The 22259-nt window shown below is 71.8% G+C and carries 19 protein-coding genes; 10 read left to right on the forward strand and 9 right to left on the reverse strand.

Features of this window, described 5'->3' with window-relative positions; translation table 11 throughout:
* A complete protein-coding gene (locus IFR11_RS13490; protein ID WP_191916500.1) occupies window positions 1-381 on the reverse strand; it encodes an ArsR/SmtB family transcription factor in 381 nt (126 codons plus the stop codon).
* An 11-nt stretch (window positions 382-392) separates the two neighbouring features.
* Window positions 393-1154: a DUF429 domain-containing protein gene (locus tag IFR11_RS13495; protein ID WP_191916501.1), complete on the reverse strand. Its 762-nt coding sequence runs from the start codon at window positions 1152-1154 to the stop codon at window positions 393-395.
* Window positions 1155-1255: 101 nt separating this feature from the next.
* Here IFR11_RS13495 and IFR11_RS13500 point away from each other — a divergent pair, with 101 nt between their 5' ends.
* Window positions 1256-1627, forward strand: a complete 372-nt coding sequence (locus IFR11_RS13500; protein ID WP_055832164.1) for a hypothetical protein — start codon at window positions 1256-1258, stop codon at window positions 1625-1627.
* A 29-nt stretch (window positions 1628-1656) separates the two neighbouring features.
* Here IFR11_RS13500 and IFR11_RS13505 read toward each other — a convergent pair whose 3' ends face one another.
* Entirely contained in the window at window positions 1657-2166 is a 510-nt protein-coding gene (locus IFR11_RS13505; RefSeq protein WP_191916502.1) for a hypothetical protein, read from the reverse strand.
* Window positions 2167-2279: 113 nt separating this feature from the next.
* Between IFR11_RS13505 and IFR11_RS13510 the strand changes: the two genes are divergently transcribed.
* Window positions 2280-3170, forward strand: coding sequence for a helix-turn-helix domain-containing protein (locus IFR11_RS13510; protein WP_191916503.1), 891 nt, complete (start codon window positions 2280-2282; stop codon window positions 3168-3170).
* Between the two features lie 48 nt (window positions 3171-3218).
* Here the strand turns inward: IFR11_RS13510 and IFR11_RS13515 are convergent, their stop codons facing one another.
* From IFR11_RS13515 to IFR11_RS13535, 5 genes are all read right to left on the reverse strand, one after another.
* A complete protein-coding gene (locus IFR11_RS13515) occupies window positions 3219-4412 on the reverse strand; it encodes an MFS transporter (RefSeq protein WP_191916504.1) in 1194 nt (397 codons plus the stop codon).
* 77 nt (window positions 4413-4489) lie between these two features.
* Window positions 4490-5755 carry an MFS transporter gene (locus IFR11_RS13520; protein WP_191916505.1) on the reverse strand — a complete coding sequence of 422 codons (1266 nt, stop codon included), beginning with the start codon at window positions 5753-5755 and terminating at the stop codon, window positions 4490-4492.
* A complete protein-coding gene (locus tag IFR11_RS13525; protein WP_191916506.1) occupies window positions 5752-8826 on the reverse strand; it encodes a glycoside hydrolase family 38 N-terminal domain-containing protein in 3075 nt (1024 codons plus the stop codon). The genes IFR11_RS13520 and IFR11_RS13525 overlap by 4 nt, the downstream gene beginning before the upstream one ends.
* Before the next feature lie 135 nt (window positions 8827-8961).
* Window positions 8962-10302 carry a 6-phospho-beta-glucosidase gene (locus tag IFR11_RS13530; protein WP_191916507.1) on the reverse strand — a complete coding sequence of 447 codons (1341 nt, stop codon included), beginning with the start codon at window positions 10300-10302 and terminating at the stop codon, window positions 8962-8964.
* On the reverse strand, window positions 10299-11045 hold the full coding sequence (locus IFR11_RS13535) for a DeoR/GlpR family DNA-binding transcription regulator (RefSeq protein ID WP_083285778.1): 747 nt from the start codon (window positions 11043-11045) through the stop codon (window positions 10299-10301). The genes IFR11_RS13530 and IFR11_RS13535 overlap by 4 nt, the downstream gene beginning before the upstream one ends.
* Before the next feature lie 130 nt (window positions 11046-11175).
* Between IFR11_RS13535 and IFR11_RS13540 the strand changes: the two genes are divergently transcribed.
* From IFR11_RS13540 to IFR11_RS13570, 7 genes are all read left to right on the forward strand, one after another.
* Window positions 11176-12213 carry a carbohydrate kinase family protein gene (locus IFR11_RS13540; RefSeq protein ID WP_191916508.1) on the forward strand — a complete coding sequence of 346 codons (1038 nt, stop codon included), beginning with the start codon at window positions 11176-11178 and terminating at the stop codon, window positions 12211-12213.
* Window positions 12214-12220: 7 nt separating this feature from the next.
* Window positions 12221-13495, forward strand: a complete 1275-nt coding sequence (locus tag IFR11_RS13545) for an ABC transporter substrate-binding protein (RefSeq protein WP_244630776.1) — start codon at window positions 12221-12223, stop codon at window positions 13493-13495.
* Window positions 13492-14460, forward strand: coding sequence for a carbohydrate ABC transporter permease (locus IFR11_RS13550; RefSeq protein WP_258027437.1), 969 nt, complete (start codon window positions 13492-13494; stop codon window positions 14458-14460). Before IFR11_RS13545 ends, IFR11_RS13550 begins: the two co-directional genes overlap by 4 nt.
* The gene (locus IFR11_RS13555) at window positions 14457-15353 is read left to right on the forward strand and encodes a carbohydrate ABC transporter permease (protein ID WP_197978726.1); all 897 of its coding nucleotides are present in this window, start codon (window positions 14457-14459) and stop codon (window positions 15351-15353) included. The genes IFR11_RS13550 and IFR11_RS13555 overlap by 4 nt, the downstream gene beginning before the upstream one ends.
* Before the next feature lie 56 nt (window positions 15354-15409).
* Window positions 15410-16105 carry a glucosamine-6-phosphate deaminase gene (locus tag IFR11_RS13560; protein WP_191916509.1) on the forward strand — a complete coding sequence of 232 codons (696 nt, stop codon included), beginning with the start codon at window positions 15410-15412 and terminating at the stop codon, window positions 16103-16105.
* Window positions 16102-19059: a glycoside hydrolase family 2 TIM barrel-domain containing protein gene (locus IFR11_RS13565; protein ID WP_191916510.1), complete on the forward strand. Its 2958-nt coding sequence runs from the start codon at window positions 16102-16104 to the stop codon at window positions 19057-19059. Before IFR11_RS13560 ends, IFR11_RS13565 begins: the two co-directional genes overlap by 4 nt.
* A 215-nt stretch (window positions 19060-19274) precedes the next feature.
* The gene (locus IFR11_RS13570; RefSeq protein WP_258027438.1) at window positions 19275-20348 is read left to right on the forward strand and encodes a Fic family protein; all 1074 of its coding nucleotides are present in this window, start codon (window positions 19275-19277) and stop codon (window positions 20346-20348) included.
* Window positions 20349-20419: 71 nt separating this feature from the next.
* Here IFR11_RS13570 and IFR11_RS13575 read toward each other — a convergent pair whose 3' ends face one another.
* Window positions 20420-21511, reverse strand: coding sequence for a citrate/2-methylcitrate synthase (locus IFR11_RS13575; protein WP_191916511.1), 1092 nt, complete (start codon window positions 21509-21511; stop codon window positions 20420-20422).
* A gap of 52 nt (window positions 21512-21563) precedes the next feature.
* On the opposite strand from IFR11_RS13575, the gene IFR11_RS13580 reads away from it, so the two are divergent.
* Window positions 21564-22259 (forward strand): citrate synthase (locus IFR11_RS13580; protein ID WP_191916512.1); only part of this gene is annotated, 696 nt, incomplete at its 3' end.

A 22259-nucleotide genomic window follows, 5' to 3' on the forward strand; every position in this document is an offset into this window, starting at 1 on the left:
TCAGTTCTCGGTCGGTTCGGGCGTGGGGGTGGATGCCATGGCATCCGGTTCCTCGAGGAGCAGCGCATCGAGCCGGTCGATGCGGCCGCGCCAGAGGTTCTCGTACGAGCGCAGCAGTTCTTGTGCCCGGGCGAGGGCGGCGGGGTCGGCACGCACGAGTCGCACCCTCCCCTCCGCACGCTTGGTGATGAGCCGGGCCTCGGCCAGCACCGCGATGTGCTTCGACACGGCGGCGAATGACATGGCGTATCCCGCGGCGAGGTCCGACACCGACTGTTCGGTGACGAGCGTGCGCCGCACGATGTCGCGACGCGTCGCGTCGGCGAGCGCGTGGAAGACGCGGTCGATGTCGGCGGTGTCGAGGTGTTGTTGTTCAACCATTTGGTTGTACGTTAGCGTGGAGGGGAGTCCCGCACAAGACCCTCCAACCCCCCAGTCGGCAACACGACCCACCCCTCCCGCCTCGCCACGGCGAGCATCTCGGGCGCCGGGGGCTCGAACAGGCCGAGCGCCCCCGCGCGCGTCGCGAGGGAGGCGATGACCGCGTCGAAGGCGTCGGCCTTGGCGATCGCGAGCGCGGCGAACGGCCCGACGTCGAACCACGGCACCCGCGCGCGCACCGTGTCGAGCAGGGCGCTGCGGCGGGCGGCATCCACTCGGTACCCCGTCGTGTCGAAGCCCCACACGCGCAGCGAGCCGCCGGGGTACACCTCGAACAGGCGCCCCTCCCCCGCACGATCGACCGCGAAGCCGGCCTCGGCCAGGCGCCGCAGCACCCCGGCGCACCGCAGCGCCGTGACGCCCAGCCGGTCGGTCGATACGCTCAGCGGCCAGCGACCGATGCGCTCGCGGACGACGTGGTCGGTGTGCCGGTAGACGAGGGGGCGCCGCCAGTCCGCTCCCCCGTCGACCGGTCCGAGCGCGGGGGCCGTCTCGGCATGGTGGGCCTGGACGAAGTCGACGAACGCGTCGGGCCACCCGAGGGGGCAGTCGATGCCGAGCCAGGCGTCGCCGTCCGAGACCGACGCCACGATGTCGGTGTCGTCGACCCCCGCCTCGAGCCGCGTGAGTCGCGCGCCGCCGCCCGACCAGACGATCTCGGCCAAGGCGGTGCCGGGGGTGCTCGCGGCGAGGTCGATGCCGATGGTTCTCACCGGCAGCAGCCTAGGCGCGACAGGGCGGCGGCTCTCCGAACGGGGCCGGGTGCGCGCGCAACCGCCGCCCGTGATCGCGTTCGAGGTGCGAGGATCGCTTCATGGCAGACGACGACCTCCCCGACTCGCTCGAGCCTGCCCTCGGCATCCCGCCCCGCCCCGAACCGCCCGCGCCGCCGCGACCCAAGGGCGATCTGCGAGTCGTGTCGGTCATCGCCCTGGTCACGGGCGTCGTCGTGATCGCCTGGTACCTGTTCCTGGTCACGGTCAGCGCGATCGCCGAGCTCGAGGGACTGATGTGGATCCAGATCGGCATGTGGGTGCTCGCCGCGGTGTCGGCGGTGTGCGGCATCCTGAGCCTGAACGCGCGGATGGCGCGGGAACTCGCGGCCGCCGGCTTCATCGCGGGCGTCGCCGCCGGCCTGCTCTCGATCTCGGTCGGCGTGGCGACGGCCGCGGAGTTCTTCGGCTGATCGCGCGTCGACCCCGAGGTCGGCGACGGTCAGCGCGCGGCGCACTCCTGGCTGAGTTCGGTGAGCATCCACACCCCGGTGGTGTGCGAGAGGTGCACCGTGCCGCAGTCTCCGCTCGCGTAGGTGACGTCGAGCACGGCGTCATCGCCCTGCTCCGTCACGACGGCGACATCGACATCGGGCGACATCCCCGCCGCGGCGTACAACAGCGAACTCTGGCGCACGAGCTCGGCGCAGTCCTCGACCTCGAGTCCCGTCGACGTCGTGTACTCCGTCAGCATCCGTTCCTGCAGGCCCGGGGTGAGCGCCCCGCAGGCGGCGACGGTGTCGGAGGAGCGCACCGCGGTCCACCACGCGCGGAAGGCCTCGACCGGCCCGGAATCAGGCACCGGCGTGGCCGTGGCAGAGGGACTCCCGTGCGGCGACGGCGACTCGGCGACGGCGGTGGACGGCTCGGATGCCACGTGGCCCGTGCACGATGAGAGGGCGACGCCGGCGACGGCGAGCGCGACGAACAGCAGCGGGCGGGGGGATCGCATGCCCTCCATTGTCACCGAGATCGGCGACGGAGGCCATCCGTATCGCGGAGGGCGGGACCCCGGGCGTGCGGGTCGCCCGGAATAGCGGGCGGGTCGCGGAGGTTTGCGCAGGCATGACGCCGGAGCCTGCGCTGGATCGTGCCCTGTCGACGCTCGACGTGCGCCCCGGTCGCGCGCATCGACTGACGCTCGCCCCCCGAGAGCGACTCGCGCTGCCGCGCGGCGGTGCGGCCCTCGTCTACGTGCGCGTCGGTGAGATCAGCGGATCGGTCTCGGCGCGGACGGCCTGCACGGTCGACGCCGCGAGCGGGTCGGTCGCCACGACCGTCGGCGGCCGGACCCTGCTGGCCGGAGACGCGTTCGTGAGCCTCGGATGCCACGGGCTCGCCCTGGCCTCGCAGTCCGGCGCCGAGGTGACGGTCGTCCCCCTCGAGGTCGCCCCGTCGGGCGACGCGCGCAGCCTGCCGCCGTTCGTCTTCGTCAGCGGCTTCGCGCACGCGGAGCCCGCGGCGGCGGCGCTGGCGGCGCACCTGGGCACGACCCCGAACGCGGAGACCGCCGAGCGACAGGGCGACGAGACCATCTGCAAGCTCATGGTGACCACCGTGCTGCTCTCAGCGCTGCGGGCCTGGGCCTCGACCGACCGCGACGCGGCCTGGCCGCCCCGCGCCGACGACCCGTTCCTCGCGCGGGTCGTCGCCGCGATCGCCCACGACCCCGGTCACGATTGGAGCATCGGCGAACTGGCGTCGCTCGGCGCGATGTCGCGGTCGGTGTTCGCCGAGCGGTTCCGCCGGCACATCGGACTCTCTCCCGCCGCGTACGTGAGCGCGGTGCGCATGGAGAGGGCGAAAGACCTGCTCGAGGCCGGAACGCCGGTGTCCGAGACCTCGCGGGTGCTCGGCTACGCGTCGGACGAGGGCTTCAGCCGCGCGTTCCGCCGCCACGCGGGTGTCGCCCCGTCGGCGTGGCGGGCCGGCCGCCGGGCGACCGTCGCGATCTGACGCCCTAGACGGCGCGGCCGCGGCGGGGCGGCCCGGCCGGCTCCACCCTCAGCCCGCGACCGCGCGGCGCTCGCGCACCGAGACCCCGAACAGCACGGCGCCGATCACGAGCAGCGCGATGCCGATGGCATCCACCGTCACCACCCCGACCGAGTCGACGAGCACTCCGCCCACGCCCGCCGCGATCGTGATGGCGAGCTGGAAGCCCGTGACCACGAGGCTGCCGCCCGCTTCGAGACGGTCGGGCATGCGGTGCCCCACCCACGTGTTCACGATGATCAGCCACGACGAGAAGAAGAAGCCCCACACGAGAACGGCCGCCGCGACCGCGATGATCGCCGCCGGAAGCAGGACGACGACCGCGACGGCGACCGCGATGACGAGCGGTCCGATGACCGAGAGCCGCACGAAGGCGCGGTCGACGACGATCCCGATGACGAGGTTGCCGACGAACCCGCCCACCCCGAACAACGCGAGCAGCAGCACGATTGTGCCCCCGTCGACCCCCGGGACGCGCTCCAGAGCGAGACGCACGTACGTGTAGGCGAGGAAGTGGCCCAGCACGACGAGCACGTGACCGATCATGCCGCCGCCCACGCCCGGGCGCCGCAGCGTGTCGACGAGGATGCGCAGGCTCGACGCCGAGGCCGCCGGTACGGGCGGGAGCACGACGCGCACCGCGACGCCGACGACGGCCGTGATGACACCGATGAGCAGGAAGGCGACCCGCCAGTCGAGCACCTCACTCAGGGCGACGCCGATCGGAACACCCGCCACCGTCGCGAGCGACAGTCCCGCCGAGCCGAACATCACGGCCCGCCCGATGCGGTCGGGGCTCGACAGGCGCGCCGCGACCGTGATCGACATGGCCCAGAACGCGCTGATCGCGGCGCCGAGCAGGAAGCGCGCGGCGAGGATGGCGATGAGGCTGGGGGCGGCGGCCACGACGAGGCTCGACACCGTCGCCGCGGCCGCGGCGGCGGTGAGCAGGGTGCGGCGATCGAGGCGGGGCAGCAGCAGGCCCACGGTGGGGGCGAACAGCAGCCCGGCGAGGGCCGTGACGGTGACGGTCTGGCCCGCCTGCCCGGGCGTGATGCCGAGCGAGGCGGCCATCTCGGTCAGCACGCCGTTCGGCAGGAACTCGGCCGTGACCAGCAGGAAGCTCAGCAGCATCACGACGATGAGTCCGCCGTAGCGCGTGGTGGACGGCACGGAGACGGGAACCGGGGCGGTGGTGGTCATGTATCGATGCTCGCGAGCGGCGGCGTCGCGCGCCCGACCGTTCGTCCGCGGCATCCGACCGTTCGTCCGCGGGGGACTCAATCGGACGACGACGCCCGCACCGTGCGGTGGGCCCGCAGCACAAGGACGATTCCGGCCACCCAGAACGGGACCTGCACGAGCTCGGCCAGCCGGAACGCCCCGGGCGAGTACTCGCCTCCCCCCGCCTGCAGGGTGAGGACGGCGCCGATCAGCAGGATGACGAGGATGCTGGAGAGGAATCCCGCGCCGTTGACGACGCCCGTGGCGGTGCTGAGCCGTTCGCGCGGATTGTGGTCGCGCGCGATGTCGAACGCGACCATCGAGGCGGGTCCCCCGACGCACATGGCGGCGGCGAGCACGACGAGCAGCGGCAGCGGCGCCCGATCGGGGAACGCCAGGACGACCGCCCACGACACCGCCTGCGCGCCGACCAGCGAGAGCACGAGAGCCGTGCGGGCCCGGGGGAAGCGACCCGAGATCGCGCCCACGATCGGCCCGAAGGCGATGCCGCACACGACGTAGACCGAGAACAGACCGCCCGCGGTCGCGGCATCCAGACCCTGGCCCGCCACGAGGAACGGGAAGCCCCACAGCAGGGCGAAGGCGTTGCCCGAGAACGAGGTGACGAAGTGCACCCAGAACGCCAGCCGCGTTCCCGGTGATCTCCACGCCTCGCGCACGGCGCGCGAGACGCTCGCCCGCTCGACGGCGACGGGCCGGCGCTCGCGGACGACCGCGGCGACCAGCACCGCCACCAGCGCCGTGACCCCCGCCAGCGAGAGGAAGGCCGAGACCCACCCCGCCACGCCGACGAGCGCGGCGAAGGGCACGACGCTGACGATCTGCCCGAACTGGCCGGTCAGACCCGTGACCTGCACGGCCGTCGGTGCGAGCCGCGGCGGGAAGCGCATGCCGATCACGCGCAGCAGTCCGGGGAAGATGGCGGCCTCACCGGCCCCCATGAGCAGACGCCCCGCGATGGCGACGCCGATGTCGGGTGCCAGGGCGAGCACGACCTGCGCCCCCGCCATCACGAGCATGCCGACCGTCAACACGGTTCGCACGCCGAACCGGTCGAGAAGCAGCCCGACGGGCAGCTGCAACGCGCCGTAGACGGCGAGCTGCACGACGGCCAGCAGAGACAGCGTCGCCGCGGTGATCGCGAACCGGTCGGCCGCCTCGAGCCCGAGGGCGGCGAGCGAGGTGCGGTTGACGATCGAGACGACGTAGGCGATGACCCCGACCAGCCACACGACGAGCACGCCGATCCGCAGGCTCCCCGCGCGCGCCGCGGGGGAGCTCTGCGAGACGGTGCGGGTCATCCGCGCGAGAGTCGCAGCGTCACGACCTGGAACGGACGCAGCTCGAGCGCGATGCCCTCGCCCTCGACCGCGAGGCGGCGCGAGCGCGCCATGTCGTCGCCGAGCGGACGTTCGAGCAGGTCGACCTCGGAGGCGGATGCCACGGCGAACCCGGGCGTGAGGGTCGTCGCCGCGCGGCGCCCGAGTGCCTCGTACACGCGCACGATCACGTCACCCGAGCGGTCGTCGGCGAGCTTCACGGCCTCGATGCGCACGCCCTCGTTCGACGAGCGCAGCACGCTCCACGGCTCGACCGTGCCCTCGGCCGCGGGGCGGCGCAGCGGCAGGTTCTGCTCGTACCCGGAGGCCACGACGGCGGCGATGTCGGCCCCGGGGTGCACCGCGTACGCGAACGTGTGGTGGCCGGCATCCTGGACCGGGTCGGGCGAGTTCGCCGCGCGCACCAGGCTCAGGCGCACCTCGGTCTCGACCTCGCCCGAGGCCCCGACCGTGCGGGTGATGTCGTGGCCGTAGGTGGCGTCGTTGGTGACGCCGATGCCGTAGCCCGGCTCCTCGACGTGCACCCAGCGATGGGCCATGACCTCGAACTTCGCGTCTTCCCACGAGGTGTTCGTGTGGGTCGCGCGGCGAACGTGGCCGTACTGGATCTCGGCGCTGTGGTGGTGGGCGTGCACGACGAACGGCAGCGAGGCCTTGAGCAGCTTCTCGCGCTCGTTCCAGTCGAGGTCGACTGCGAAGTGCACGCGCACGTCGTCGGCGTGCACGGCGATGGTCTGCGTCAGCCGCGAGGTGCCGAAGGTGCGCGTGACGATCACGCGGGCGCGCAGCTCGTCGTCGACTGCGAGCTCCACGGCGTCGGCGGTGTCGAGGTCGTCGAACGTGTAGCGGTAGTGGGCGTCGATGTCCCAGGCGTCCCAGGCGTTGGGGAGGTCCTGGTGCAGCTGCAGCAGGTTCGCCACACGGTCGGCGGGCACGAGCTCGCGGCCCGCGGCGAGGTCGACGATCGAGGTCACGAGGCCCCGGGCGTCGACGGTGACCCGCACGAGACCGTTGTCGAGCACGATGTCCGCGCCGGATCGCTCCGCCCGCACCGGGTGCGCGGGCGCGACCGGAACGAGGGATGCCACGCCCAGCGCGGGCGTCTCGACCAGCGCGAGCGGGGTGCCGGTGGCATCCAGGGCCAACGACCGACGGGCGTGGTCGGCCGAGTTCACGACCGCGGCCGAGAGCCCCGCGGCGTCCAGGGCCTCGGCGATCGAGTGGTCGAGCTCGGCGAGGGCGGCGGCGTAGTCCTCTTCGTTCTGCTCGTGCACCCACTGGATCGAGGATCCGGGCAGGATGTCGTGGAACTGCTGCAGCAGCACGCCCTGCCAGAGGCGATCGAGCGCCGCGTACGGGTACTCGGCGCCCTTCAGGGCGGCGGCGGTCCACCACAGCTCGGCCTCGCGCAAGCGGTGCTCGGCCTCGCGGTTGCCGCGCTTCTCGCGGGCGTGCGAGGTGAAGGTGCCGCGGTGCAGTTCGAGGTAGAGCTCGCCCACCCAGACGGGAGCGTCGGGGTACTCGGCTCGGGCTGCGGCGAAGAAGTCGTCGGGGTGCTCGATCTCGACGCGCGGCGATCCCTCGAGCGACTCCACCCGGCGCTGGCGCTCCATCATCTCGCGGATGGGTCCGCCGCCGCCGTCGCCGTAGCCGAAGGGCACGAGCGAGGTCGTCGCCCTGCCCTTGTCGCGGAACTGGCGCACGGCGTGGTGCAGCTCCTCGCCCTCGAGCGTGGAGTTGTAGGTGTCGATAGGCGGGAAGTGCGTGAAGATGCGTGAGCCGTCGATGCCCTCCCACCAGAAGGTGTGGTGGGGGAACTTGTTGGTCTGGCTCCACGAGATCTTCTGCGTGAGGAACCAGTCCAGGCCCGCGAGCTTCGCGATCTGCGGGAACGCGGCGGTGTAGCCGAACGAGTCGGGCAGCCAGATGCCGTGCGTCTCGACGTCGAGCTCGTCGCGGAAGAACCGCATCCCCTGCGTGACCTGGCGCACCATGGCCTCGCCCCCGGGCAGGTTGCCGTCGGGCTCGACCCACTGCGAGCCGACCACGATCCACTGTCCGTTCGCGATCGCGGCCTTGATGCCCTCCCACACGTGCGGGTAGCGCTCCTTGACCCACGCGTACTGCTGCGCCGACGAGGCGGCGAAGCGGAAGTCGGGGTACTGCTCGGCGAGCGCGAGGACGTTCGAGAAGGTGCGGGCGGTCTTGCGCTTGGTCTCGCGGACGGGCCAGAGCCACGCGGTGTCGATGTGCGCGTGGCCGATGCCCGAGAGGCGGTGGGCCGAGGCGGAGGCCGGGCGCGACAGCACGTCGACGAGCTCGGCGCGCGCGACGACTGCGGTACCGACGATGTCGTCGAGGCGGAGCACGTTCAGCGCGCGCTCGAGCGCCCGCATGACCTCGTGGCGGCGGGGCTCGGTCTCGGGCAGCTCCTTCAGCAGCTGGTACAGCACCTCGACGTCGAACTGCAGCGCCCACACCTCGGGTTCGAAGACCGCGAGCTCGGCGGTGCGGAAGGTGTAGATCGGCGTCTCGGGAGCGGTCTTCTTGGAGCCGAACTTCGTGGGGACGAAGTCGTTCACGAGGATGTCGGGGTTGGCGGCGGCCTCGACGAAGAAGTGCACGGGCTCGCCGCCCGCGGCCTCGTCGGTCAGGCGCACGTAGTGGTTGCGGGGGTGGATGCCCTTGACCTGCACGCCGTCGGGGGTGTGCACGAGCGCCTCGGCCTGGTTGCCGGGCCAGTCGCCCTGGAAGCCGGGGTCGAGCAGCAGCTCAACGGTGCGGCCGGCCCAGTCGGTCGGGATCTCGCCGGTGACCTCGAACCACCAGGTCGACCACGCCCGCCCCCAGCTGTCTCCGACGGCGAAGGGGGCGTAGTCGGCGGCGAGGGCCTCGGAGGCCGGGACCGGCTCGTCGGGGACCATCCAGGCCGCAAGCGTGACGGGCACCCGCGCGGAGTACACGGCGGGGACGATGCGCTCGGTGAGCACGCGGTGGATGCGCTCTTCGACGAGCGTGAGGTTCTGGTGCACGGTGTCTCCGGTTTCGGGGTCAGCGCGGGAGGCGGGGTCGGGATGCGGCGGGAGGGGCGGCGGGGAGGGATGCCGGGGGCGGCGGGCTGGTGCGGGGGCGCGGCCGACGTTCGGGTCGAGGTCGCGCCCCCGGACTCAGCGGAGGTACGACAGGTCGGCGAAGCTGGAGCTCGCGTCGTCGAGCAAGGCCCGCGCGACGCGGACCGAGTCGATCAGCGGGTGGTGGGCCAGGGCCCGCAGCGCCGCGGCGCGCGAGCCGGTGAGAGCGGCCTCGATCGTCTGGCGCTCGACGTACTTGACGGTGGCGATGAGGCCCTGCCCGAACGCGGGCACGGCCGCGCTCTCGAGCGGGCGCGGGCCGTCGGCGCCGACGATGCAGGGCACCTCGACCACGGCCTCGGCGTCGAGGCCCGCCAGCACGCCCCGGCCGGGGACGTTGAGGATGAGCCGCGCCGACTGGTCGTAGGCGATCGCGCGCATCAGCGCGATCGCGACGTTCTCGTAGCCGCCCGAGACGAGGTCTTCCTCATCGCGGTCGCCCATGCCGGCGGAGTCCCGGTTGGTCGCCATGTAGGTGACCTCGCGCTCGTGCCGGCAGGCCTCCCAGGCCGCGTGGGGACGCGGCGCGGTCGCCGCCGTCTCCCAGAAGCCGGCCTGCTGGTCGAGCAGGTAGCGCCCGCGCGTGGTCGCGGCGTACTGGTCGGCCTGGAGCACGTCGCGACGGTACGAGTAGTAGTGCAGGTACTCGTTGGGAAGAGCCCCGAGCGTCTGGATCCAGTCGGCGCCGAACAGCGCTCCCTCTTCGAACGACTCGATGCGCTCGGGCGAGGCGAGCAGTTCCGGCAGCAGATCGACGCCGTCGCGACGGAGCGCCGTCAGCCACCCGAGGTGGTTGAGGCCGGCGTACTCGATCTCGACGTCGGCTGCGTCCCGGATGCCGAGGGCCCCGAGCGCGCGGCGGGCGAGGCCGATGGGCGAGTCGCAGATGCCGATGACACGATTGCCCAGCACACGACCCATGGCCTCGGTCACGACGCCGGCGGGGTTGGTGAAATTGATGACCCACGCGTCGGGGGCGACGCGCCGGATGAGCTCGGCGAGCTGCATCGCGACCGGCAGCGTTCGCAACGCGTAGGAGATGCCGCCGAAGCCGACGGTCTCCTGCCCGATGACCCCGTGCGACAGGCCGATGCGCTCATCGGCGGCACGGCCGGCCATCCCGCCGACGCGGATGGCCGAGAACACGAAGTCGGCCCCGCGCAGACCTTCTTCGGCATCCGTGTGCACGCTCACGCGCGGGGCATCGGGAAAGTCGCGCGCCTGGTCCTCGAGGATGCGGGCCATCGTGCGCAGCCGCGCGGCGTCGGTGTCGACGAGGGCGACCTCGTCGACGCGTCCGGCGTCGCGGTCCAGCAGCAGGGCTCGGTACACCAAGGGGGTGCGGAATCCTCCGCCACCGATCATGGCAAGCTTCATGCGGTCACAATCTCGACATTCCGTCGGCCCAGGGACTCGACGATCGGGCCCTCGAGCGGCGCATCGGTGATGAGCCGCCGCAGGGCGAGGGGCAGAGCGATACGTCCGGCGCCGCTGCCGGGGAACTTGCTGTGGTCGGCGAGCACGGTCGCCGCGTCGCATGCCGCGAGCATCGCCTGCTTGATCGGCACCTGCGCCAGCGTGGTGTCGCGCAGATCGCCCTCGGGCGACATGCCGCTGACGCCCAGGAAGGCGTGGTCGGCGCGGATCAGCCGCAGCGACTCGGTCGTGAGGTGGCCCGCGACGCTGCGGTACACCGGGTCGTAGTCGCCCGGGAGCACGACGAGGTGCGTGTCGCGCTCGTCGCGCAGCACGTCGTAGATGGCCATGTTGTTGGTGATGACGGTGACCGCACGGCCGCGGAGCAGTCGCGCGAGCTGCAGGGTCGTGGTCCCGACGTCGAGGATGACGGCCTGGCCGTCGCGGATCGTCTCGGCGGCGGCGCGGGCGATGCGCTCCTTGCCGTCGCGATTGACGGGCTCGACGGTGGCGAAGGGCGCGTCGCCCTCGCCCATCACGGCGCCGCCGTGCGTGCGTCGAAGGAGTCCGGCGTCGTCGAGGCGCTGCAGATCACGACGGATCGTGGCGATGCTCGAACCGGTGGCCTCGGCGAGCTCCGCGACCGTCGCCGCGCGGGCGGAACGGAGGTGCTGGAGGATCTCGCGGTCTCTGACGTCTTTCATGATGCGATCACCTTATCGCTCAAAATCGCTCAGTAACAAAATATTTACACGCAAAAATTTGCGCGTTCCTGAGCGACGAATGCTATAAACGGTGCAACGCCCCGGTCGTCACCGAAGAGAGGAGGGGCCGATGACAGTCGCATCCGGTCCCACGCCCCGCCTCCTGACGGCCGGGCAGCTTTTCCTCGATCTGGTCTTCGCCGAGCTCGACGCAGCTCCCCGCCTGGGCGAGGAGCACTGGACCCCCGCCTTCGGCTGGGGCCCCGGGGGAATCGCCAACTACGCGATCGCCGCCTCCCGACTCGGGGTGCCCACGGTCCTCTGCGCCGACGCCGGCACCGACGCCCTCTCCCGACTCGTGCGCGACCGGCTGCGCGACGAGGGCATCGTCGACGGCATCCGCGAGCGCGCAGACTGGAGCCTGCCGGTCACGGCGGCGATGAACTACGGCGGCGACCGCGCCCTGGTCACCGGTGGCCGCCCCGCCGCGGCCCTCGCCTCTCTGCTCGAGAGTGCGCCCCTCACGCCCGTCGCCGCCCTCCACCTCGACGACTCCGTGTCGGAGTGGGTGCGCGCACGCGCCGCGCAGGGCACAAAGATCTTCGCCGACATCGGCTGGGACGCCGACGAGCAGTGGAACCCCTCGGCGCTCGACGTGCTCGACGGATGCCACGCCTTCCTCCCCAACGAGGCCGAGGCCCGCGCCTACACGCGCACCGACGACGCTAGCTCCGCCGCCCGCGCCCTCGCCGATCGCGTCCCCCTCGCGGTCGTCACCCGCGGCGGCCACGGCGCCATCGCGGTCGACTCGGCCGCGGGCGAAGAGGTCGAGGTCGACGCCGTCGCGATCGACTTCGTGGATGCCACGGGCGCCGGCGACGTGTTCGGCGGAGCGCTCGCTGCTGCCGAGCTCACGGCCTGGTCGTTGCGCGAACGTGTCGAATTCGCCGCTCTCGTGGCCGCGATCACCGTCTCCCGTCCCGGCGGCGCGGCCGCCGCTCCCCGCCTCGACGAGCTCCTCCCCTGGCTCGACTCCCACCCGGCGGCCGCCGACCCGGCGCGCTTCGCCTTCCTCCGCGCTGCGCTGCACGACGGCGCATCGCCCTTCGCCGCCTCGGCGGCATCCCGCACCGCCTCTTCCTCACGCCCCACCCGAATCAAGGAGTGACCCGCCCATGATGACTTTCACCCCGCGTCACCGACGCGTGCTCGGCACCGTCGCCGTCGCCGCCGTCGCCGCCGTGTCCCTCTCGGCCTGCTCCGGCGGTGCCGGCGGGTCGTCCGACGGCCCGATGACCCTCTGGACCTGGCCCGGCGGCATCGGCGAGAGCGTCGTCGACTCGGCCAAGACCGAGTTCCCCGACGCGAAGCTCGAGGTCACCACCATCGGTGACGACGTCAAGCAGAAGCTCGTCACCGTCTTCACCGGACGCAGCGGCATCCCCTCGCTCACCGGGATCAAGGGCGAGGACATGCCCTACTTCCTGCAGCAGGCCGACCTCTTCACCGACTTCTCGACCCTCGGCATCGACGACAAGCTCGCCGACTTCCCGCAGTGGAAGCTCGCCGAGGCCACCACCTCGGACGGCAAGCTCATCGGCCTCCCCACCGACATCGGCCCGACCGCGCTGTATTACCGCACCGACGTGCTCGCCGCGGCCGGCCTTCCGACCGATCCGGCCGAGGTCGCCGCCGCCACCTCCACGTGGGAGGACTACTTCGCCTTCGGCGAGAAGCTCAAGGCCGGCACGGGCGCCTACCTCGAGGTGTCGCTCGAAGACGTCTTCACCAAGGTCATGGGCCAGGGCGAGACGAAGTTCGTGTCGGAGGACGGGGAGTTCCTCGGCGAGAGCGACCAGGTGAAGAAGGCCTGGGACACCGCGATCGAAGCCAACGAACGCGGCCTGGTCGCCGGCATCCAGGACGGCAGCCCCGACTGGGCCGCCGCCGTCAACAACGGCTCCCTGCCGACGCTGCTCGGCGCCGCCTGGTACCAGGGCGACCTGAAGAGCAACGCCCCCGACACCTCGGGCAAGTGGAACGTCACGGCGATGCCCGGCGGGCCCGCCAACATCGGCGGATCGTTCCTGACGATCCCCGCGGCCACCGCCAACAAGGACGAGGCCGTGAAGATCGTCGAGTACCTGCTCGACGCCGAGAACCAGGCCACCACCTACACCGAGGTCGGCAACTTCCCCTCGTCGACCGAGGCGCTGAGCCAGCCGGCGCTGCAGGAGCCCGACGCCTTCTTCGGCGGACAGGTCACGACCGACGTCTTCAAGGCGGCGTCCGAGAAGATGCCGGTCAGCTACACCAGCCCCATCGACAACGAGGTGGCGGCGCCCTTCATCACCGAGCTCGCCAACGTGCAGTCGCAGGGCAAGGACCCGCAGCAGGCGTGGAACGACGCGCTGACCGCCGCCCAGCAGGTGTGGGAGCGCTCTAAGTGACATCCGCCACGCGTGTCATGACGGCCTCGGGGGTGCGCCCCAGCGCGCGCCCCCGGGGCCGGGGCCTCATCCGGCACTGGCCGATGTACGTGGCCATCGCCCCCTTCTTCCTGCTCTTCCTGGGCTTCGGCCTCTTCCCCACCGCCTACTCGCTCGTGCTGTCGTTCCAGGACTGGAACGGCCTCGGCACGGCGGAGTGGACCGGGATCGACAACTACACGCGCTTGTTCACCGACGGCACGTTCTGGCTGTCGGTGCGCAACACCTTCGTCATCTTCGCGCTGTCGACGTTCCCGATGCTCGCCATCGCCATCGCGGTCGCCGCCCTGCTCAACAACGCCGTGCGCTTCAGCACCGCGTTCCGCATCGCCTACTTCGTGCCCAACATCACCTCGGTGGTGGCCATGGCGGTGCTGTTCGGCTCGATCTTCGGCGAGAACTTCGGACTGGCCAACGCGGCCCTCAACTCGCTGGGCCTGCCGGGTGTGCAGTGGCTGTCGACGCCCTTCGGCATCCAGCTCACGATCTCGATCCTCATCACCTACCAGTGGACCGGGTACAACGCGATCATCTTCCTCGCCGGGATGCAGTCCATCGGCGGCGAGGTCTACGAGGCCGCGAAGCTCGACGGCGCGGGCCCCATTCGCAGCTTCTTCTCCATCACGCTGCCGCTGTTGCGCCCGACGATCATCTTCGTGCTCGTCGTCTCGACGGTCACGGGCATGCAGAGCTTCACCGAAGCGCAGGTGCTCACCGCGAGCTCGAGCACGACGAACCCGAACAGCGGCGGCGCGGGCCAGGGCGGGCTGACCATGGTCCTGTACTTCTACCAGCAGGCCTTCAGCTACAACCGCTTCGGCTACGGCGCCGCGATCGCGTGGGGCGTCTTCCTCATCGTCGTGATCTTCACCATAATCAGCTGGCGCTTCACCGCCGGCAAGAAGGAAGACAAGGCCCGCGCATGACCGTCACCACGCCCCCCACCGCCACGGTCACCGAGCACATCACCACCGCCGGGGTACCGATGCGCCGTCGCCGCAAGGCGACACCCGGACGCGTGCTGCTGTACGGCATCCTCTCCGTCGGCGCGTTCATCTCGCTCTTCCCGCTGTACTGGCTCGTCGTGATGGCCAGCAACTCCACGAGCGACATCTACACGACCCCGCCCACGTTCATCCCGGGGCCGCGACTGTTCGACAACATCGGCGCGGTCTTCGCACGCATCGACTTCGCCGGCTCCCTGCTGAACACGGTGATCGTGGCCTGCAGCGTGACCTTCCTGGTGCTGGTCTTCGACTCGCTCGCCGCGTTCGCGTTCGCGAAGTTCGAGTTCCCGCTGCGTCGCACGCTCTTCACGATCACCCTCGTGACGTTCATGCTGCCGATGCAGCTCGCGGTCATCCCGCAGTTCATCACCATGACCAACCTGGGCTGGGTCGGCCAGCTGCAGGCGCTCATCGTGCCGGCCGCGGCCAACGCGTTCGGCATCTTCTGGCTGCGCCAGTACATGGTCTCGTCCATCCCCGACGAGCTGATGGATGCCTCGGTGCTCGACGGCGCGGGCTTCTTCCGCCAGTGGTTCACGGTGTGCCTGCCGCTCATCCGCCCAGGTCTGGGCTTCCTCGGCATCTTCACCTTCATCGCCGCGTGGAACGACTACCTGTGGCCGCTGGTCGTGCTGACCAACCCCAACCAGGTGACCCTTCAGGTCGCGACGGCCCAGCTGAACACCGCCTTCGGTCAGGACTACGGCATGGTGATGGCCGGGGCACTTCTCGCCGTGCTGCCGCTGCTGATCGTCTTCCTCATCGGTGCACGCCAGTTCATCGGCGACATCGCCAAGGGCGCGATCAAGTGAGCGGGACCGCGCTCCGCGCCCCTCTCACGCCGATCTCGCCCTCGACGCGGGTCGTCATGGTCGACGCCGATGCGATCGGCGACGTGGCGGCGGGCGTCGTGGCGACCGTCGCCCCCGACGGCGTCCTCGGCGTGGCGACGGGATCCTCCCCTCTCGCGCTCTACGCCGCGCTCGTCCGTCGCAGAGCCGACGGTCTCGCGACCGAGGGGCTGCGTCTGTTCGCCCTCGACGAGTACGTCGGGCTCGACGCCTCCGACCCCCGCTCGTACGCGGCCTACGTGCGGTCGGTGATCGCCCGACCCCTCGGCATCCCGGCCGAGAACGTGCGCGTGCCGCACGGTTCCACCGCCGCCGACGGCGCGGCCTACGAGCGGGCCATCGCCGCCGCGGGCGGGGTGGACGTGCAGATCGTCGGCATCGGTCGCAACGGCCACATCGGCTTCAACGAACCCGGATCGGATGCCGAGACCCGCACCCGTGTCGTCGAGCTCGACGAGAGCACCCGCCGCGCCAATGCCGAGCACTTCGACGGCGAGCTCTCCCGCGTACCGACGCACGCCATGACGCAGGGGGTCGCCACGATCCTGTCGGCCCGGCGTATCGTGCTCGTGGCATCCGGTGCCGCGAAGGCCGCCGCCCTGCGCGCAGCCCTCACCGGCCCCGTCACCGCCGACAACCCCGCCTCCTTCCTGCAACGGCATCCCGACGTCACCGTCGTGGCCGACCCCGACGCCCTCCGTGAGGACCGATGACGCACCTCGGCGATCCCACCCCCGGATCCGACACCCGCCTTCCCCCGCGCGCCTGGCTGCGCTCCGACGCCCCGGTCCAGAGCCTCGACGGCGACTGGGCCTTCCTTCTGCACGACGCCGATCCCGGCGACGACCTCGATGGCCCGCCGCCGTTCGCCGCCGTCGACGCCGATGCCTCCGGGTGGGACCGCATCCCGGTGCCCTCGCATTGGGGACTGCGGGGGCACGGACACCCGACGTACACGAACATCCGGTACCCGTTCCCCCTCGACCCCCCGCACGTGCCCGATGCCAACCCCACCGGCGACCACCGGCGCGTGTTCGAGTGGCATCCGGACTTCTGCGCGGGCGGCCGCACGCTTCTGCGCTTCGAGGGCGTGGAGTCGCTCGCGACGGTCTGGCTGAACGGCACCGAGATCGGCTGGTTCACCGGCAGCCGCCTGATGACGGAATTCGACGTCACCGACCACCTGGTCGACGGCGAGAACGTGCTCGCCGTGCGCGTGCACCAGTGGTCGGCCGCGAGCTACCTGGAGGATCAGGACCAGTGGTGGCTCCCGGGCATCTTCCGCAGCGTCTCGCTGCAGGGCCGCCCCGCGAACGGCCTCGACGACGTCTTCGTGCGCGGCGACCGCGATCCCGCGACCGGCGCTGGCACCCTCGACGTGCGCCCCCGCGGTGGCTGGCCCGTGACCGTGCGGGTGCCCGAACTCGGCATCGACGAGACATGGGCGGATGCCACCGAGGTGGCGGTGCTCCCCCTCGACGCCGTCGACGCGTGGACGGCGGAGACACCCCGCCTGTACGACGTGGAGGTGTCGACGGAGGCCGAGACCGTGCGGCTGCGCGTGGGCTTCCGCCGCATCGAGATCATCGGCGACCGGTTGCTCGCCGACGGGCGACCGCTGATCTTCCGCGGCGTCAACCGCCACGAGACCGACCCCGACCGCGGCCGCGTGTTCGACGAGGACTACGTGCGCGGCGAGCTCGCCCTCATGCGCCGGCACAACATCACCGCCATCCGCACGGCCCACCAGCCCCCGCACCCGCGGATGCTGGAGCTCGCCGACGAGCTCGGGTTCTGGGTCGTGCTCGAGTGCGACCTCGAGACGCACGGGTTCTGGGACGTCGAGTGGACGGGCAACCCCGCCGACGACCCCGCCTGGCGCGACGCCTGCCTCGACCGCGTGCGCCGCACCGTCGAGCGAGACAAGAACCACGTGAGCGTGGTGATGTGGTCGCTCGGCAACGAGTCGGGGACCGGCCGCAACCTCGCCGAGATGGCCGGGTGGATCCGCGAGCGCGACGACTCCCGCCCGATCCACTACGAGGGCGACTACGGCGGGGCGTACACCGACGTGTACTCGCGCATGTACCCGACGATGGAGGAGATCGCCTCGGTCTGCGGCGAGCAGACGATGCCCGTGCACGAGATCGGTCCCGCCGAGGGAGCCCGTCAGCGCGCGAAGCCCTTCGTGCTGTGCGAGTTCGCGCACGCGATGGGCAACGGCCCCGGCTCGCTCGCCGACTACGAGGCGCTCGTGGAGCAGTACCCGCGCCTGCACGGCGGCTTCGTGTGGGAGTGGCGCGATCACGGCATCCGCACCCGCACCGCCGACGGCACCGAGTTCTTCGCGTACGGCGGCGACTTCGGCGAGCCCGTGCACGACGGCGTCTACCTGATGGACGGTCTCGTGCTCTCCGACGGCACGCCCTCTCCCGGTCTCGGCGAACTGGCCGCGGTGTGGGCCCCCGTGACGCTGGAACACCTCGGCGAGCGCTCCTGGCGGGTGCGCAACCGGCAGCACACGCTCGGCACCGACCACCTCGAGCTGCACTGGCGCATCGAGGACGACGGCATCCGTCTGACCGACGGGATCGTCGCACTGCCGGCGCTCGCCCCGGGTGAGGAGGGCACCGTCGAGGTCCCCCTCGACGGGCTGCCGGATGCCGCGACCGAGCGCTGGCTCACCCTCGAGGTGAGGTGGCGCGACGCCCCGCCGTGGGGCGACGCCGGGCACATCGTCTCGCGCGCACAGCGCCCGCTCCGGGCCGCTCCCCCCTGCCCGCCCCGCCGCGGCCGCGCCACATGGGACGGCGACGCCCTGGGTGAGGCGGTGTTCGACCGCCGCGGCGGCCTGGTGCGCTGGCGCGACCTCGACATCTCCGGGCCGCTGCCCGAACTGTGGCGCGCGCCCACCGAGAACGACCAGCTCGACGGGCAGGGCTCGTACGAGACGGCCGACCCGGCCCTCACGCACGGCCGCGGCGACGAGAGCACGCCGGCGTCGTCGGTGCGGTGGCTCGAGCGCGGCCTCGACCGCCTGCAGCACCGGGTGCTGTCGGTCGAGCGCACCGACGACGGCCTGGTGCAGCGGGTGCGGTCGATGGCCGCGCACAGCGCGCAGGGCATCGAGACGACTTTCGACTGGCGCCTCGACGGCGACGGCCTGCGACTGCACACCGACATCCGGCCGTTCGGCCCCTGGGACTGCACGTGGCCGCGGGTCGGCGCGCGCATCGGGTTGCCGGGCGCGCTGGCCGACGAACGGGTGGAGTGGTTCGGCACGGGACCGGCGGAGTCGTACGCCGACAGCGGCGAGGCCGCGTACGTCGGGCGCTTCGAGGCCGCCGTCGACGACCTCGGCGTCGCGTACGGCCGGCCGCAGGAGACCGGCCACCGCCCCGGCCTGCGCGCCCTCGACCTCGGCCCGCTGCACCTGCGCGCGATCGACGCGGGGGCGACGGGCCTGCCCGGGTTCCAGCTCGATCGTCACACCGCGCAGGAGCGCACCGGCGTCGGTCACGCGCACGAGCTGCCGCCGTCGCGCGGACTGTGGCTCTACCTCGACGCCGCGCAGCACGGGTTGGGGTCGCGCGCGTGCGGACCCGACGTGCTGCCGCGATACGCCCTCTGGCCGCGCGCGGTGTCGTGGACGGTGGTGTTCGGGTAGGCGGAGGTCACATTCGGGGACGGAATTTTTATGAGATAGTGCCGTAAGTCATAAAAATGGGAGCGCCCCTTATGAATTCCGATCCGCCTCGAGAACCCGCGGGCGACACGTCTTGGCCAGCCGTCGGCTACGAGACGCGCGACTGGGTACCCACGGCGGCCAGGGGAATACGCGCCGCACGCGAGGGTCATGCCCGCGTTCGCTATGAGGCCTCCGTGCCGCCGACAATCGCCTCCCTCAACCCCTCACTGGTCCCTGAGGTCGCTGCGGAGGCGGAGGAAGCGGCGGCCGAACTCGCACGCTTCGATGCCGAACTCGGCAGCCGGGTCGCGGGCTTCGCCCCGGTCCTCCTGCGCTCGGAGGCCGCTTCCTCGTCGCAGATCGAGAACCTCACCGCGTCGGCTCGTGCGATCTTCTCCGCGGAACTCGGCGCGAAGGGATCCCGCAACGCCGAACTGATCGCCGCGAACACCCGCTCGCTGCACGCAGCCCTCGATCTCGCGGCGCAGATCACGCCGGCCAGCATCGCTGCGATGCACCGCGTTTTGATGGAGTCGCAGCCGAGGCACGCCCCCGGTGAATACCGGACGGAACAGGTGTGGATCGGAACCCGAGGCGACTCACCCGTCCGTGCCGAGTTCGTCCCGCCGCACCACGAACACGTTGCGTCTCTCGTCGAAGACCTCGCTGGCTTCTCGACCCGCTGGGACGTGCCGTCTCTCGTCTCCGTCGCGATCGCCCACGCGCAGTTCGAGACGATCCACCCCTACACCGACGGCAACGGCCGAACGGGTCGAGCCCTGGCACAGTCGATGCTCCGCTACCGAGGTGTCACCAGGAACGTCGCCATCCCGGTTTCCGCCGGCCTCCTGGCCGACGTCGACGGCTACCACGCCGCGCTGACCGCCTATCGAGACGGAGACCCGAACGACATCGTTCGCGCCTTCGCAGCCGCAGCATTTCGCGCGGTCGCGAACAGTCGCGAGCTCGTTTCCGACATCGACGACATCCGCGCATCCTGGAACGATCGACTGACCGCCCGACGCGACTCCAACGCCTGGCGACTGCTCGACGTCTTCGTTTCCCGGCCCGTTCTCGACTCGGCGACCGCCGCCGAAGAGCTGGGGATCGCACAGCCCAACGCGTACCCGCCACTGAAGGCGCTCGTCGACGCCGGCATCGTGCGCTCGAAAGCGGAGCACAAGCTCGGCCCGTTCTGGCGTAGCGAAGAGATCCTGCACGCCATCGACGCGTTCGCCGAGAGGGCGGGACGCCGCCAACGCGGCTGAGCCCCGCATGCACACCGCCCCACGGCATCCTTCTTCCGCGGTGTCGCCGCCCCAGAACCGCGGCAATCACCTCACCCCGCGAAAGCCGGCCCGACGTACCGCGCCGACGGGCGGATGATCTTGGGGTCGCGCGCCTGCTCGAGCACGTGGGCCGTCCAGCCGATCGTGCGCGCGAGAGCGAAGGTGGGCGTGAACATGTCGCGCGCGATGCCGCACTGCTCCATCACCACCGCGGCGTAGAACTCGACGTTCGCGTGAAGCGGGCGTTGGGGGTGCCGGGCCGCCAGCTGCCGCTCCGCCTCCTCTTGGAAGGCCAGCGCCTGCGCCACGCGCGGACCGCCGAGGTCGCGGGCGACGCCACGCAGCAGCTCCGAGCGCGGGTCGGCCGTGCGGTACACCGCGTGCCCGAAGCCCATCAACCGGCGCCCCGCGGCGAGCTCCCCGGCGATCCAGGCCGACGGATCGTCGCCCGCGCGGTCCAGGCTGTCGAGCGCCCGCGCCGGGGCTCCCCCGTGCAGCGGACCCGAGAGCGCGCCGAGCGCGCCGGTGAGACAGGATGCCAGGTCGGCCCCCGTCGACGCGATGACCCGGGCCGTGAACGTCGAGGCGTTGAAGCCGTGGTCCATCGCCGCGATCAGGTACGCCGACAGCGCCCGCACGTGCGCCGCGTCGGGCGTCGCACCCGTGACGCGCTCGAGGTAGTCGGCGACCACCCCGGCTCCCGCTGCCCCGCGGTGCGGCGCGAGGGCGAGGGCGAGCGGGGCGATCGCCGCGAACCGGATCGCCTCGTCGAGCCGCGCGTCGGGGTCGAGGTCGTAGAGCGCCGCGGATCGGCGGACCGATGCCACGAGCGTCCACACCGCGCGCAGCGCCGCGAGCGGCTGGTCGGTGTGCATCGCGACGGCGGCGATCAGCTCCGGCATCCGGGGATCCGCCTGGACCGCGGCGATGCGTTCCGCGAACGCGGCGCCGCGGTCGGCGTCGGGAAGCTCGCCGACGACGAGCAGATGCCAGACGTCCTCGAACGAGCGCTCGCGCGCCGGCTCGACGGCGGAGTGCCCGCGGTAGTGGAAGTACCCGGCCTCTCCGTTCACGTCGCCGATGGTCGTCTCGGCGGCGACGACGCCGTTCAGACCGCGGGGCACGTCGATCAGCTCGCTCATGCGCCCAGTGTGCGAACATGACGAACCCAGCGTCAACGTTGATCGGATCATCATGACCGCCCCGCTCCCCCGCCTCACCGCCGCGCAGGCCGCCGCCCGTCTCGGGGTGAAGCCGCAGACCCTGTACGCCTACGTCTCGCGCGGCCTCGTGACGCGCGAACGCGACGCGCGCGGCTCGACGTTCGACGCCCTCGAGCTCGAGGCCTTCGCGGCCGGGCGGCGACGCACGGCCGGGCGCACCCCGACCCACCCCACGACGGGGATGCCGCTGGGAATCGTGCAGACCGACATCGCCGACATCGAAGACGGCGAGCTGCTGTACCGGGGCCGGCGTGCCCGCGACCTCATCGACCAGCCGTTCGCCGAGGTCGTCGCGTGGCTGTGGGGCGCGGAGCGGATCGACGCCCCCGACACCGCGATCGGCAGCGCCCGCGCCATGGTCGAGGCCCTCCCCCCGCACGCGGGCGCCATGGATCGCCTGCGCGCCGCCCTCACCGGGTTCGCCGCCGACGACCCGCTCCGCCACGACACCGCTCCCACGACCCTGCACCGCATCGGCTGGACCCTGCTCACCGGGCTCCCCGTGGCTCTCGGCGGCGACGCGCAGCTCGACGTGGCGCGCTCCCTGGCCGGCGCCTGGGGCGTGAGCGACGGCCCCACCGTCCGCGCGATCAACGCGGCGCTCATCCTGCTCATCGATCACGACCTGGCCGTGTCGACCTTCGCCGCGCGGGTGGCGGCCTCGGCC

The sequence above is a fragment of the Microbacterium sp. CFBP 8801 genome, from assembly GCF_014839455.1.
Lineage (GTDB): Bacteria > Actinomycetota > Actinomycetes > Actinomycetales > Microbacteriaceae > Microbacterium.

Coding starts and splice junctions, on each gene's coding strand:
- IFR11_RS13490 (WP_191916500.1), bottom strand. CDS start 381: ATGGTTGAACAACAACACCTCGACACCGCCGACATCGACCGCGTCTTC.
- IFR11_RS13500 (WP_055832164.1), top strand. CDS start 1,256: ATGGCAGACGACGACCTCCCCGACTCGCTCGAGCCTGCCCTCGGCATC.
- IFR11_RS13505 (WP_191916502.1), bottom strand. CDS start 2,166: ATGCGATCCCCCCGCCCGCTGCTGTTCGTCGCGCTCGCCGTCGCCGGC.
- IFR11_RS13510 (WP_191916503.1), top strand. CDS start 2,280: ATGACGCCGGAGCCTGCGCTGGATCGTGCCCTGTCGACGCTCGACGTG.
- IFR11_RS13515 (WP_191916504.1), bottom strand. CDS start 4,412: ATGACCACCACCGCCCCGGTTCCCGTCTCCGTGCCGTCCACCACGCGC.
- IFR11_RS13520 (WP_191916505.1), bottom strand. CDS start 5,755: ATGACCCGCACCGTCTCGCAGAGCTCCCCCGCGGCGCGCGCGGGGAGC.
- IFR11_RS13530 (WP_191916507.1), bottom strand. CDS start 10,302: ATGAAGCTTGCCATGATCGGTGGCGGAGGATTCCGCACCCCCTTGGTG.
- IFR11_RS13535 (WP_083285778.1), bottom strand. CDS start 11,045: ATGAAAGACGTCAGAGACCGCGAGATCCTCCAGCACCTCCGTTCCGCC.
- IFR11_RS13540 (WP_191916508.1), top strand. CDS start 11,176: ATGACAGTCGCATCCGGTCCCACGCCCCGCCTCCTGACGGCCGGGCAG.
- IFR11_RS13545 (WP_244630776.1), top strand. CDS start 12,221: ATGATGACTTTCACCCCGCGTCACCGACGCGTGCTCGGCACCGTCGCC.
- IFR11_RS13555 (WP_197978726.1), top strand. CDS start 14,457: ATGACCGTCACCACGCCCCCCACCGCCACGGTCACCGAGCACATCACC.
- IFR11_RS13560 (WP_191916509.1), top strand. CDS start 15,410: ATGGTCGACGCCGATGCGATCGGCGACGTGGCGGCGGGCGTCGTGGCG.
- IFR11_RS13565 (WP_191916510.1), top strand. CDS start 16,102: ATGACGCACCTCGGCGATCCCACCCCCGGATCCGACACCCGCCTTCCC.
- IFR11_RS13575 (WP_191916511.1), bottom strand. CDS start 21,511: ATGAGCGAGCTGATCGACGTGCCCCGCGGTCTGAACGGCGTCGTCGCC.